We start from the raw sequence: 13248 nt of genomic DNA, 5'->3' as shown, positions 1-13248 counted from the left end.
TAATTTTAGCCCCTGTAGGTTCGTGGGGTTTTTCCTGTCCATCGTTTGAAAGCGCGGTGGAATGCACTCGGTTCAGAAAAGCCGAGCAGAAAAGCAACATCATGTATTGGAGTATCTGTTTTTTTTAGGTGTCGTAGCGCTAATTCTTTGCGCGTTGCATCCAAGAGTTGTTGGTATGAAGTACCCTCTGTTTGCAATTCTCTCTGCAAGTTACGAACGCTAATAGCTAAACTGTGAGCAATGGTCTTGAGTGCAGGAACTTCTCCTTTTAAGTGTTGAGAAATCACCTGCACAACACGGTTGCTATAAGTATTTTCTTGGCTCAACTCATCTAACATGGCTTTTGCATGTTGTTCAAAGATAGACAAGAGGCTGGGGTTGGCTGATAAAACTGGCCAATGCAAACAATTGGCATCCAAAATCATTCGATTTGTCGGTGCTAAAAAACGTATGCCTGTGCCAAAGATCCGCTCATGTTCAGAAATATCATTTGGGCGTGGGTGTTGAAACCAAACTGTTTGGAGATCGAGTTGCTTACCTGTGAGCATTTTTGTTGCCCTCATCAAAGCAGCAAAGGTACTCTCGATGGGATGTCGAGGTTCTTCTAACAAATAGTTTTTTAAATGGTCTACGATTTCACAATCACACAATACTTGTCCTTCAAATACTGTGAAATTAATGTAAACACCTTGGCTGAATAAACGGGTGTAACGAGAGAGTTTTTCTAATACCTGATCGAATGTATTACAATTCAACAGCACATAGCCAACAATGCCGATCGCAGCGACATTAAAAGCTTCGCCCAAGTGCAAGCCAAAGTTTTCGTCACCTGTCAATTTAACCACTTCACGCCACAAGGCTTTCAGGGGCGCTCCGGTAATCTGCTGATCGGGCATTTCTATCAGCGCTAGTTCAATTCCCGCAGCAGCACACAACTTTTTAGCATCAATCCCATAAGTTGTTGCGTATTGAATAATGTCTCGAACGATGGATACGGAGAAAGTTGCCTCTTTCATAAAGCATTCAGGCGGAGTTTTCTAAATCGGCGTGTTTTGTCAATTCTTTGGCGCAGGATGTCAATTCCAGATCCCGCAGACAGCATACCTTGAGAGTATGAACAACGCGAAAGGAATTTTTCAAAATGATATCTGCAAAACTAGGCACTCACTCTGCTAACGCAACCTTGACCACAGACTCAAATGGAGAACAAATTGAGAACCCGGTGACAGGCGATCGCATGACGATTCTTTGCTCAACTAATGATACCAATGGGGAGTATGTAAAATTCCAGTTTGAGCTACCACCCGGTTCGCAAGGTAGCCCGCTGCACTATCACGATACTAAGACAGAAATCTTTGAGGTTTTAAGTGGCTCACTGGAGATGGAAGTTGGTGAGAAAGGAAATATTAAAGTATTGCAGCCGGGAGAAGTCTTGCAGATACCTACTAATGTGTATCATAGTTTCCGCAATGCCTCTGATAATTGGGTGATTTTCACTTCGGAAGTCCGGGCGGCTGGTGAATTTGAGCATTTCCTGCGATCGCTGTTTGGACTAGCGATCGACGGTAAGGTAAACAAGGAAGGAACTCCTACAAATCTTTTGCAATTTGCCTTGCTGATCAAGAAAGCAGACACTATCATCGTTGGCCCACCAGTATTTTTGCAAAAACTGGCGATCGGAGTTTTAGCTGGAATTGCCCGATTTTTGAGGGTGGATCAGTCATTAGTTAAATACAAATAATGAGGACTCATTTATCCACCTCATCTTCCTATGCCTAATGCCCCATTCCCCTTTTTGCTAATTCGAGGCAAAATTTATGACCCGTTTGCAAGTTGTGAGAACAACAGGTGTTTTGTTTATCCTGTTTTCACTTCTGCTGAATGTACCCTATTATCTGCTGATTCAAAACTTTGAGTACGATGAGATTTTACGCAAACCAACCGATTACGTTTTAACTCAGTTTCATGCAGGCGGTGCTGGATTAATTCTCACTTGGTTTAGCTTTGCTTTGGTAGTATTGCTGTTCATTCCGACCAGTGTTCTATTTCAGAAAGTGCTGGGGCGCGAAGATACTCCCTATCTGTCTGCTGCTACGCTCATGGGTGTGCTTTCTGGTTTGGTACAGTCTATTGGGCTGATGCGCTGGGTATTTGTGATTCCTGTTCTCGCAAACTTATATGTTGACCCATCTGCTAGTAAACCAACTCGTGAAGCTGTTGCAGTCGTTTACCAAGCTGTTCATCAATATGGAGGCGTAGCACTTGGCGAACAGATAGGGCAATTTCTACTTGTCTTCTGGACTTTAGGCGTAGGTATAGCAATGCTGAAGTCTTCTCTTTTCAAACCTTGGGTTGCTTGGCTTGGTTTAGCAACAATACCCTTTGGTTGATTGGACAAAGTGAACTTCTTGCAACAGTTATTCCAACCACACCTACATGGAAACTTACTTCCATTGGTTTTATAATTTGGGAGATTTGGCTAATTGTAATTGGAGTATTTCTGTTAAATATTTCTACTAAAAGAATAGCTCTCACTAGCTAATTATTAGTAGCTTGATTACGGTATCTGTAAATACAGCTAACCAGTCATGAAGCTACAGCTTTTGATTTAGTTGACCCGTCCAAAGGTAAGCTCCAATCTTAGAATACTCCTGAAATCCGATGCGGCGATATACATTTACCCCCATTTGCGAGGCTTGTAATGTTGCTACATGGTATCCAAGGGCATAAGCTCTGTACAGTGCAGTTAATACTAGTGCTTTTGCGAATCCCTTTCCTCTTGCTTCTGGCATTGTTGCAACAACGTAGATACCTGCTACTTGTGGATCTAGATACAATGCTGATATTACAACGGGCAAACCTTTCCACCAGCCAATAAAACGGATATATTCTTTGGAATCTATTCCCAAACTTAACTCTAAATCATAATAGGGATTATATTCGGAATCAGGAATTTCAAAGCCCACCATTGCAACTCGCACCCAATGCTTCAAGGTTTCCTGATCTTTAACCTGTCCGATCGCCAAATCTTCTACCACAAACAACTCCTCAGGTAAAGTCGATAAATCAATCGCCATCACAGGAAATTCACCTGAATTGCTTAATCCGTGGGCTTCTAAATACTTTCCTAAATCCGGTGGCTGAGTTGCTGTTCCTATCCACCAAAACATTGGCAGCTGCTGGGCAGTAAAGTAGTTGAGAGTTTCGGTGATGGTAGCATCGATTTGGTCAGGCTGGAGTTGGGCACAGCAAACACCGTTAAAAAAGGGAAAAGAAATGTTGGTAGAAAAACGAATCAGGTTAGAGCCACAGTTGAGTTGGCGATGTGGTGCATTGCCATAGTTCGTCAAGAATGCAAACATATTGTTTTCGAGTACTCTCACTAAGTCAGGTGTCGATAAATCCTTTAAAATCGGGTTCACCTTCAAACTCCTAGTACAGAATTACACGAGTGAGCCTAACATTTTTAGCTAGACTAAGTAAGTCGGTGCAATAAAACCAAACTATGTAAATAAAAGTAAATAAAGCTCAAACTCTTTCTCTCCCTGCTCCCTGCTCCCTGCCTTATTGCAATAATAATTATTTACGCCGACTTACTTACGGGGGGTATATTTTTGTCCCTAAATACTAATCCACAACCAAAACAGCCGAACCTGAAATTTTCCCACTACGAAGGGCATCCAGAGCCTCATTTGCCTGAGTTAAGGGAAAAACATTTACCTCTGTACGAATCGGAACTTTGGGAGCTAAAGTCAGAAATTCTTCTCCATCTCTGCGAGTCAAATTAGCAACAGACCGCAACACCCTTTCTTCCCAAAGAATGTCATAGGGAAAAGAGGGAATATCACTCATGTGAATCCCCGCACAAACTACTACACCGCCTTTGGCTACTGCACGCAAAGCAGTGGGGACTAAATTTCCTACAGGAGCAAAAATAATCGCTGCATCCAAAGGTTCTGGAGGCAATACATCTGAGCTACCTGACCAAGTTGCACCCAATTGACGGGCAAACTCTTGTCCCTCAAGATCGCCAGAACGAGTAAAGGCAAAGACTTGACGTTTCTGATAACAAGCCAGTTGTATCAAAATGTGAGCAGCTGAACCAAAGCCATAAAAACCTATTTTTTGTGCATCACCAGCCATTCTGTAAGCGCGATAACCAATTAAGCCACCACACAACAGGGGTGCAGCTTGCAAATCAGGATAGCTAGGGTCTAGGGAAAAACAAAAGCGGTAATCGGCTACAGTGTACTCGGCAAAACCGCCGTCAAGATTGTAACCAGTGAATTCGGCATAATCGCAAAGATTTTCCCGATTAGAGAGACAGTAGGGGCAGCGATCGCCACAAGTATAACCGAGCCAAGGAACACCAACTCGTTGACCTATACTAAATTTATCAACGCTTTCCCCCATTGCCTCTACAGTACCTACAATTTGATGCCCAAGTACCAAAGGTAATTTGGGATGCGTCAATTCTCCATCAACTATATGCAAATCTGTGCGGCAGACAGCACAAGCATGAACGCGAATCAGTACTTGCTCAGAATTGGGTTTTGGCTGTGGCAATTGGGCTAACCGTAGGGGTTGGCGTGGTGCTTCCAAAATCATCGCACGCATAAGCAATTCAAATTTTTTTAACTAAGTGGTGGCAACTAACCTGGCTGCCAAGGTGATATCAGAATACGCGGTTAACTATATGGTAAGAACTTGAGAAAGGAACTTACTGCCACTGATCTAAAATATCTTTAAATAACACCTCTTCTATCCAGGTCTTGGTAACTACTGCCAGTGGTATTGCCATTAGTAGTCCCAAAGCTCCAAAAAGAGTTACGAAGACAATTTGCGCCGTCAGGGTGACAGCAGGTAATAGTGCCGCCTGTCTTGCCATGACGGTAGGGGTGAGCCAGTAGCTTTCAATATTTTGAATTACGATGTATAAAATTATTACTGCCCCGGCTTTCCAAGGTGCATCGAGAAAAGCGATCGCCATTGGCAACACTACACTCAAAGTTGGGCCAATATTCGGAATAAAGTTGAGTAACCCTGCTAAAACTGCATGAGCTAGTACCAATGGTACTTGTAAAATCCATAGCCCTAATCCACTGAGTAGGCCAATAAATACCATTTCAATCAAAGCACCGATTGTCCAACCGCCTAAACCTTCTGCACAAAGCGAGAGAATCTCTTTAACTCTCGAACGGTAAAAGGCAGGGAATAAGCGGACAAAAGCTCTCCGGTAAGGCCGCGGGTTAGCAAGTAGCATCAAAGTCAGAACTATAACTAACAAAAGTTCTAATATTGCAGTTACAGAGGTTGAGAAAAGAGCGATCGCCTGTTGTAATAGATTTGTAGCCCAAGGTTGTAGTTGTTCAATAAAATTATTGATGTCAGGAATCTCTGGTAAATAGATTTCTAGAATGCGTTTTTCTAACCAGTTGATAGCCCGTTGAATTTGATCTATTCCAGTTGGTAAAAGCACTATTAATTCCCGAAACTGTTGGATAAATGGCGGCACAATCAAGAAGAAAACGCCAACTAGCAGTGTTATGACAATACTTACACTCAGCCAAACCGCCCAAATCCGTTTGATTCCAAACTGCTGAAACCACAAAACCAGTTGATTAATCGCCACTGCCAATACTACAGCAGTAAACAACAGTAACACTAACTGCCGAATTTGCCAGAAGATGTAGAGCGAAACAATTAGTCCCAGCAACCCCAAGTATTGCCCTAATTTCATCTTGTCTTTCTCCTATGCTGCTTGGGCTTTTGTTTCCACCAAAGTCCAATAAAACTAATGACAGCCGCTATGCTAATTAACACCAAAGGATTGAAGGCAATTACAAAACTAGCACCTGGTTCATACTGCCAACGCAATAACCAAAATGTGTCATTACCAATAACAAAATAAGGTACTCTCAGAAAGCTGAACAATACAAGCAGCAACAAATTCATCGCGCTCAAGAAAAAGAATGCTGACAAAGTGACTTTTAACCAAAACCAGAAAATGGTATAGGGTTTTTGTTTTGACATATACCAATACAGTTATTGAATACCGTAATTACAACTAAATTACGCCAATCTTTTTTAACTAGTATCCTGCCATTTATAGCCTAATTCTTAAATGTGAATATCAGGTGAGAGCAAATCTAAAAAACAATTTTTAGATTTTATACTTTAGGCTTGAAGTAGTTAATCACTTTTCAATCACATTTATTTTTTATAATTTTGATGTTTACGTAACGACCAAATGGGGAACGCTCCGACTTTACTCTCCCAATGTCCAAACTTGAGGCAAACAATATGACAGCAACATCTGAAGAAATCATGCAGCCACAGCAATGGCACAATCTAGTTGAATCGAAGGTGGCTCGGCATTTAAACACAAATCTAGAAACAGGTTTGACTTCAGATGAGGTCACAAAACGACGAGAACGTTTTGGTTCTAATGAACTCAAGGGCAAAGCTGGAACAAGCCCAATATTAAGGTTTTTGTTGCAATTTAACCAACCTTTGTTGTACATTTTGCTGATTGCGGGTGCAATCAAAGCTTTAATCGGACAGTGGGTAAATGCTTGGGTAATTTGGGGTGTAACCCTGATTAACGCCATTATTGGTTTTATTCAAGAATCGAAAGCAGAAAGTGCGATCGCAGCCTTAGCTTCTTCAGTACAAACTAACGCAACTATCCTTCGCAACGGTCAAAAGGTACAGGTTCCATCAGCAGAGTTAGTACCTGGGGATTTGGTGCTACTAGCTTCTGGAGATAAAGTACCAGCCGATTTGCGTCTTGTACGAGCGAAAAATCTGCAAGTGAATGAATCAGCACTTACAGGTGAGTCAGTCGCTATTGAAAAAAATACCCAACCCGTGGATGCAGATGCACCTTTGGCAGAACGTACTAACATGTCTTATGCGGGTAGCTTTGTCACCTTTGGTACTGCTAGAGGGATTGTGGTGGCGATTGGAGAAGCTACAGAAACCGGGCGGATTTCGCAACTCATCGAGCAAGGAACCAGCCTGAAAACTCCCTTAACTCGGAAATTTGATAAATTTAGCCGTACCTTGCTGTACATCATTTTGGGTATAGCTGCGCTGACTTTTGCAGTCGGGCTGGGATATGGCAACTCATGGGCAGCAATGTTTGAAGCTGCTGTTGCTTTTGCTGTGAGTGCAATTCCTGAAGGCTTGCCTGCTGTAGTTACGGTAACACTAGCGATAGGTGTTTCCCGCATGGCTCGACGACATGCGATCGTTCGCAAATTGCCAGCAGTTGAAACTCTCGGCGGTGCTACAGTCATTTGCTCTGATAAAACTGGCACTCTGACTGAAAATCAGATGACTGTACAAGCAATTTATACCGGAGGTAAAAACTATACAGTCACAGGTGGAGGCTATGTTCCAGAGGGAGAAATTTTGTTCGATGAACAGCCAGTGGATTTGCAGAATTCTCCTGTTTTGGAAGAATGCCTGAAAGCTGGATTGTTATGCAATGATTCTCATTTGGAGACAAAAGACGGGCAATGGCAGGTTGTTGGTGATCCCACAGAGGGAGGCTTGATAGTTGTTGCGAATAAAGTTGGCATGACTAGTAGCAACTTAGAAGAAGAAATGCCCAGGCTGGATATTATCCCGTTTGAGTCTGAGTTTCAATACATGGCAACTTTGCATGAAGGAGGAAGTAGGGAAAATTCTTCACGAGTCAGAACTATCTATGTTAAAGGTTCGGTAGAGTCCATCCTCAAACGTTGTCAGCAGATGTTGGATGCTGAGGGAAACCTTGCCCGCATAAATGCAGAAACTGTACATCAAGAAGTTGATGCAATGGCTAACCAGGGTTTACGGGTGCTAGCTTTTGCGAAGAAATCTGCATCGGCGGCTCAAGATTCCCTCGATCATGCAGATATCGAAAAAGATTTGGTTTTTTTGGGATTACAAGGGATGATTGATCCACCCAGAACAGAAGCGATCGCAGCGGTGGAAGCATGTCAAAATGCAGGTATCCAAGTCAAAATGATTACAGGCGATCATGCGATCACTGCACGAGCGATCGCTGAACGTATGGGCTTCAATAAAAATGGTGAAGTTCTGGCTTTCACAGGCGCTGAACTTGCCCAAATGGATAAATCAGAACTGGCGACGGCTATAGAAGATGGGGCAGTATTTGCCCGTGTTGCACCAGAACAAAAACTCCGCATTGTGGAAGCCCTTCAATCTAAAGGAGAGGTTGTGGCAATGACAGGAGATGGTGTCAATGACGCACCAGCCCTGAAACAAGCAGATATTGGGATTGCAATGGGGGGCGCGGGTACTGAGGTAGCCAAAGAAGCCTCAGACATGATTTTGACCGATGATAACTTTGCCTCTATAGAAGCTGCGGTTGAGGAAGGGCGGACTGTTTACCGAAATTTGCTCAAAGCGATCGCCTTTATCCTACCTGTTAATGGTGGCGAATCAATGACAATTTTAATTAGTGTATTGCTAGCCAGAGAATTGCCCATTTTATCTTTACAAGTTTTGTGGCTAAATATGGTTAATTCCATTGCGATGACTGTACCTTTAGCCTTTGAGCCAAAGTCTGAAAGGGTGATGCAAAAATCACCGCGCAGCCCCCGCGAACCATTACTTTCTAAAAGTTTAGTTAAGCGAATTTTGGTAATTTCTATCTTTAACTGGATTTTGATTTTTGGTGTATTTGAATGGATACGACAAACTACAGGAAATATAGATTTATCTCGAACAATGGCAATTCAAGCTTTAGTCGCTGGGAGAATTTTTTATCTTTTAAGTATTAGTCAATTAGGAATTGCCCTAATTAATCAACTTCGGGGAGTTAGACAGACAGTAAGCGATGTCTCAGCAATTGGAATTGGCATAGCTTGTACAATAATTTTGCAGATAATTTTCAGTCAGTGGAATTTAATGAATAACTTATTTTCTACTGCTCCACTGAATTTAAATCAATGGTTAATTTGTTTTCTTGTCGGTTTACCAATGATTGTAGTAGCAAGTCTAGTAAATCGCTTCGACCCTATTGATTGATTCAACTCTGAGGAATTTGAACAACCCGCCACTCCTGAATACCCCAACGCCTCAGAACTGGTTCGGCACAACGGATATCATCTTCTGTGCCTTCTATCGTTACCAAATAATTTCCTTGAAATACTCGGTCGTTATAAAGTTTCGCGGCTTCTTCGGGAAGAAACCACCCTCGAAGTGCGCCAACCAGACCACCAGCTGCTGCACTAGCTCCACTACCTAAAAGAGTTACTAAAAAAGACTCTACAGCTAATGCTGGGCCAAACCCAGGAATTAGTAACACACCTAAACCAGCCACCAAAGTAAGTAAACCACCAGTCCTAGCACCTGCTAATGCACCCATTGTTGCACCTTCAGATGGAGTAATATTATTTTCGCTCGTGTCAGTATCATCAAGTTGCTCATCTAGCTTGGGATTTTTGGTGATTACAGAAATCTTATTCATGGGAAAGCCACTATTTCTCAACTCGTCGAGCGCCTGTAATGCACGTTGCTTGTGAGAAAATATACCAATTGCATGTTGGAGTTGATCTGAAGCCATTTTACCTCTCAAAAGTATTAATGAACTGAGGATTGCGGATTAAATAACACTCGTATTTTATTCTCATCCCTTACTGGGTTTTCGTCTTTGCCTGATTTATCTTCAGTGTTAACAATAAATGTGACTAGAATGTGATGATAAAGGATATCAAGATTATTTTAAAGGGAGATAGATTTGTAAAGTTGTCCCTTCTTTGACTACACTTTTGAGACTAATATTACCGCCGTGAGATTGAATTATTTGTTGAGCAATAGCTAACCCTAAACCAAATCCCCCGGTTTTGCGAGAGCGTTTCTTATCTACCCGATAAAATCGCTCAAATATATATGGCAAGTCAATTTCGGGAATCCCAATTCCATTATCTATAACTTGAATTATAGCCGAATGCGACTGAGTAAATAACTGCAACTGCACTTGACCACCAGCAGGAGTATATTTACAAGCATTACTAACTAAATTTACAACTGCTTGCCGGAGCAAGTTAACATCACCAAACACAGTTACACTGTTATTAGGCAATTTGGAAATCAAATTAAGATGTTGTGCATCTTGGTGTGCAATATAATCATTTGTTATTTGCACAAGTAAACTCTTGAGGTCAACTTCTTGTAGCGATTCGGTGGGTAATTGACCTTGAGAACGTGCTAGAAACAACAGATTATTCACCAGAATACTCATTGACTGGCCGATATCAAAAATCTTTTGGAAGCGTTGACGCTGCACCTCAAGATCGGTAGATTTAGACAGAAAGCCAAACTGAGCATTGCTAATAATTGCTGTCAAAGGCGATCGCAATTCATGGGAAGCATCAGCTGTAAACCGTTGAAGGTGATCGTAGCTGTGGCGAATTGGTTGCATCGCTAGTCCTCCCAACCACCAACCAGTCAGGGCAATTGCACCCAAGGTAATAGGCACTGAGATCGCCAAAACTAGCCGAAATTCAGCTAAAGCACTTTCAAGAGATGTGATTGGCATCGCTGCTTGCATGTAACCAATTAATAAACCATCCTGGTAAACAGGCAAAGTTACCTGACGCAGCCATACTTTATTATCGGTCTTGATAGTATCAAATCCACCTAGTACTGAAAGGCGATCGCTTGGAGTCGCACCAAAAAATTGTACTAATTGCTTTTGGTCATCATACCAACTTGCATAAACTAGTTGACTATCTGCCAATGGTTGTACCATACTCCCCAACAATGGTACATGTTCCAAGTCTAGCTGTCGCCGACCATTGTACAGTTCTGACTTCACATTCGATGCCATCACACTGGTTTTTTTATAAAGTAATCTATCCAGTTCCTCTAACTCATCGATGACTTCCACATAGTAAACTACCGCCGCAAAAGCAATCAAAATACCACCCATTGTTAGGGTGAACCAACTTGCGAGATTGCGACGGCTACGATTAAACATAAATTGTCATTGGTCATTGAAGAAAAAATTTAAAATCTAAAATTGGCTGGCTCCTAACTCCTAACTTTATTCTTGTGGATTTAAACGATAACCCATGCCGTAAACTGTTTTAATCCAGTCTGCTGCACCCAATACTTGCAAGCGCTGCCGCAACTTGCGTACTAGCACGGTTAAAGCATTGCTTTCTGGTTCCATACCCCACTCCCACAATGCTTCTTCAATCTGGTTACGGTTTAAAACCTGATTAGGGTGACGCATCAAGTATTCTAATAGTTTTGCTTCACGAGGAGATAATTCTACTTTTACGTGACTTCGTTCTACATTTAATTCAGCTAAATACAATTGCAAATCCGCTACCCGCAGGCTATCTCCCTGCCAATTGGGGACTCTCCGCCCCAAAGCACGTACCCGCGCCAAGAGTTCCACCAAGTCTGCGGGTTTAACGAGATAATCATCTGCTCCCGCATCTAAACCCATAACTTTATCAGGCGTGGTGTCTTTAGCAGTCAACATCAACACGGGTGCAGTCTTACCAGAGAGACGATACTGGCGACACAGACTCAACCCGCTAATTGTCGGTAACATCCAGTCTATAATCAGGAGATCGTAATCTTTTTCGGAAATCAGCCACTGGGCAATTTCCCCATCTTCCGCAGCATCTACAATATATCCGGCTTCGGATAGAATACCTTGTAATGGCTCTAATTGTTCAAAATCATCTTCTACTAGTAATATCCGCATAAAACCTTTCGATGTCAAGTCATTCCAGGAAAATTGCCAGCACTACTTAATAAGAATAAAGCTAATTTTTTCTTATATCTTATATTAGTACTATCCCAAGTTGAGAGTTGAAATTGTTCTACCATAAGACATATTATGTATGCATCAATAGGTAGTATTCGGTGTTTATAAATTTGCCAATATCAGACTAGTTTATATTATATGTAAATTAATAATTTAAAATTTATGCCTTATTTACGGCCACAAATTTTACTACTTATTCTAGCTTTGCTACTACTAGGAATTTCCTTTTGGACTGGTGGTGATTTGTTAACAAAGCAATTATTAGGATTCTCTTACAGGACGCTGGATAAGTTGCAAGCAGATACACTCCCGCAGGTGAAGCTCACACTGAATTTTAAAGTGATTGATCTGAAAATAGAGCAAGAGCAAAAAATTACTCAAGTTAAGATTAAAACGGATAATTCTGTGCTTAAAAGGTTAGAGTTAGAGTTCACTCAGTCAAATTTTTCAGAAGTAGCGATCGCACAAGAATTGGGATTATATCCTCAAGAAAAAAAGCTAGAACTTAATCAACAAATACAGGTACAGATTCCGGTAAGCTTGAAAGTAATCAAAGCGGAAATTCAAAAAGAGCAAGGAATTAGCTTTGTTGAAGTTAGAACCGCCAACAATGCTTTGATCAAGTTGGATTTTGTAATCCCAGTAACTGAGATTAATATGGTAGAAGCAATGACTGCTCAATTACTAAATTTGTCTCCTGAAGAAGTCAGAAAACTAATCCGTTATCAAGTCAGCAATCAATCTTGGTTTAAATCACAACCCAAACAACGCATACAAACAAAGAAAGCCGCTAAAACTGAGATAATTTCAAATACTAATTGAAATGACACAGGAGCTAAAGCAAATCCCCAAACCAGAGAAATTGTCCCAGCTACCATCGCCGCAATGCGATTAATTTCGTCTTTAGTCCTCCAAGCCAAGAAAAAAGTCCCTAAACCAATTAATAATAAGACTACACTACTCATAAAGATATTCACTTAAGTAAGTGGCCAAGAATAAATCATACTATTTTAAGCAATGTAAATTTGATTAAATTAGCTAGTAGTAAAAGCTTCAACCCTTACTACAAACCTTTAATTATTCACGCCTACTTATAGCGCAATACGGTTCAGTTAAGGTTAAAACGTAAGGATTCAGGCCTAATATTTAGGAAGCAAAGACGGGCGAGACTGAGAATCAGCCAGTAGTGCTTGTACAAAGAAATCAATCACAGACCGACCTTGACGACGACAGGTTTGTACCACAGTCAACAAATTGGCAGTGTGTTGAAACCGCTCCATCGAACGGGAACCACCACTCACCTTACGTCTTGTCACAGCCAAACGCAGCGATCGTTCGGCTTGATTATTATCAGGGGGAACTTCAGGATTCTCAAGAAAATACCACCATTGAGAAGCTTTATCCCGTAAAGAACGTAAAAGCTGTCCGGCTTTTGCTCCTGCCTTGTC

At 41.6% G+C, this 13248-nt stretch carries 13 protein-coding genes; 4 read left to right on the top strand and 9 right to left on the bottom strand.

Features of this window, described 5'->3' with window-relative positions:
- Window positions 1-5: 5 nt before the first annotated feature.
- Window positions 6-1016: an AraC family transcriptional regulator gene (locus ACEYW6_RS09770; RefSeq protein ID WP_412979547.1), complete on the bottom strand. Its 1011-nt coding sequence runs from the start codon at window positions 1014-1016 to the stop codon at window positions 6-8.
- Between the two features lie 125 nt (window positions 1017-1141).
- Between ACEYW6_RS09770 and ACEYW6_RS09765 the strand changes: the two genes are divergently transcribed.
- Together ACEYW6_RS09765 and ACEYW6_RS09760 are read left to right on the top strand one after the other, a co-directional pair.
- Window positions 1142-1741, top strand: coding sequence for a cupin domain-containing protein (locus tag ACEYW6_RS09765; protein ID WP_412979546.1), 600 nt, complete (start codon window positions 1142-1144; stop codon window positions 1739-1741).
- 76 nt (window positions 1742-1817) lie between these two features.
- Window positions 1818-2390 carry a DUF4386 domain-containing protein gene (locus ACEYW6_RS09760; RefSeq protein ID WP_412979545.1) on the top strand — a complete coding sequence of 191 codons (573 nt, stop codon included), beginning with the start codon at window positions 1818-1820 and terminating at the stop codon, window positions 2388-2390.
- 204 nt (window positions 2391-2594) lie between these two features.
- Here ACEYW6_RS09760 and ACEYW6_RS09755 read toward each other — a convergent pair whose 3' ends face one another.
- The 4 genes from ACEYW6_RS09755 to ACEYW6_RS09740 all read right to left on the bottom strand — a co-directional run bounded on the left by ACEYW6_RS09755 (window position 2595) and on the right by ACEYW6_RS09740 (window position 6033).
- Window positions 2595-3422, bottom strand: a complete 828-nt coding sequence (locus ACEYW6_RS09755) for a GNAT family N-acetyltransferase (RefSeq protein WP_412979544.1) — start codon at window positions 3420-3422, stop codon at window positions 2595-2597.
- A 205-nt stretch (window positions 3423-3627) separates the two neighbouring features.
- On the bottom strand, window positions 3628-4617 hold the full coding sequence (locus tag ACEYW6_RS09750) for a zinc-dependent alcohol dehydrogenase family protein (protein WP_412979543.1): 990 nt from the start codon (window positions 4615-4617) through the stop codon (window positions 3628-3630).
- A gap of 103 nt (window positions 4618-4720) precedes the next feature.
- The gene (locus tag ACEYW6_RS09745) at window positions 4721-5740 is read right to left on the bottom strand and encodes an AI-2E family transporter (protein WP_412979542.1); all 1020 of its coding nucleotides are present in this window, start codon (window positions 5738-5740) and stop codon (window positions 4721-4723) included.
- Window positions 5737-6033, bottom strand: coding sequence for a hypothetical protein (locus ACEYW6_RS09740; protein ID WP_412979541.1), 297 nt, complete (start codon window positions 6031-6033; stop codon window positions 5737-5739). Before ACEYW6_RS09740 ends, ACEYW6_RS09745 begins: the two co-directional genes overlap by 4 nt.
- 270 nt (window positions 6034-6303) lie before the next feature.
- On the opposite strand from ACEYW6_RS09740, the gene ACEYW6_RS09735 reads away from it, so the two are divergent.
- The gene (locus ACEYW6_RS09735) at window positions 6304-9042 is read left to right on the top strand and encodes a cation-transporting P-type ATPase (RefSeq protein ID WP_412979540.1); all 2739 of its coding nucleotides are present in this window, start codon (window positions 6304-6306) and stop codon (window positions 9040-9042) included.
- A 1-nt stretch (window position 9043) separates the two neighbouring features.
- Here the strand turns inward: ACEYW6_RS09735 and ACEYW6_RS09730 are convergent, their stop codons facing one another.
- From ACEYW6_RS09730 to ACEYW6_RS09720, 3 genes are all read right to left on the bottom strand, one after another.
- Window positions 9044-9580 (bottom strand): hypothetical protein, encoded by a 537-nt coding sequence (locus tag ACEYW6_RS09730; protein ID WP_412979539.1) that lies wholly within the window; start codon window positions 9578-9580, stop codon window positions 9044-9046.
- A gap of 153 nt (window positions 9581-9733) precedes the next feature.
- Entirely contained in the window at window positions 9734-10996 is a 1263-nt protein-coding gene (locus ACEYW6_RS09725) for a sensor histidine kinase (RefSeq protein WP_412979538.1), read from the bottom strand.
- A 66-nt stretch (window positions 10997-11062) separates the two neighbouring features.
- Window positions 11063-11737: a response regulator transcription factor gene (locus ACEYW6_RS09720; protein WP_190894928.1), complete on the bottom strand. Its 675-nt coding sequence runs from the start codon at window positions 11735-11737 to the stop codon at window positions 11063-11065.
- 225 nt (window positions 11738-11962) lie between these two features.
- On the opposite strand from ACEYW6_RS09720, the gene ACEYW6_RS09715 reads away from it, so the two are divergent.
- Window positions 11963-12622 carry a hypothetical protein gene (locus ACEYW6_RS09715; RefSeq protein ID WP_412979537.1) on the top strand — a complete coding sequence of 220 codons (660 nt, stop codon included), beginning with the start codon at window positions 11963-11965 and terminating at the stop codon, window positions 12620-12622.
- 317 nt (window positions 12623-12939) lie between these two features.
- Here ACEYW6_RS09715 and ACEYW6_RS09710 read toward each other — a convergent pair.
- Window positions 12940-13248 (bottom strand): IS66 family transposase (locus tag ACEYW6_RS09710; RefSeq protein WP_412979536.1); only part of this gene is annotated, 309 nt, incomplete at its 5' end.

Origin of the sequence: Nostoc sp. UIC 10607, from assembly GCF_047228265.1 — a bacterium.
GTDB classification, from domain to species: Bacteria; Cyanobacteriota; Cyanobacteriia; order Cyanobacteriales; family Nostocaceae; genus Nostoc; species Nostoc foliaceum_A.
This window is presented reverse-complemented; position numbering and strand designations above follow the sequence as displayed.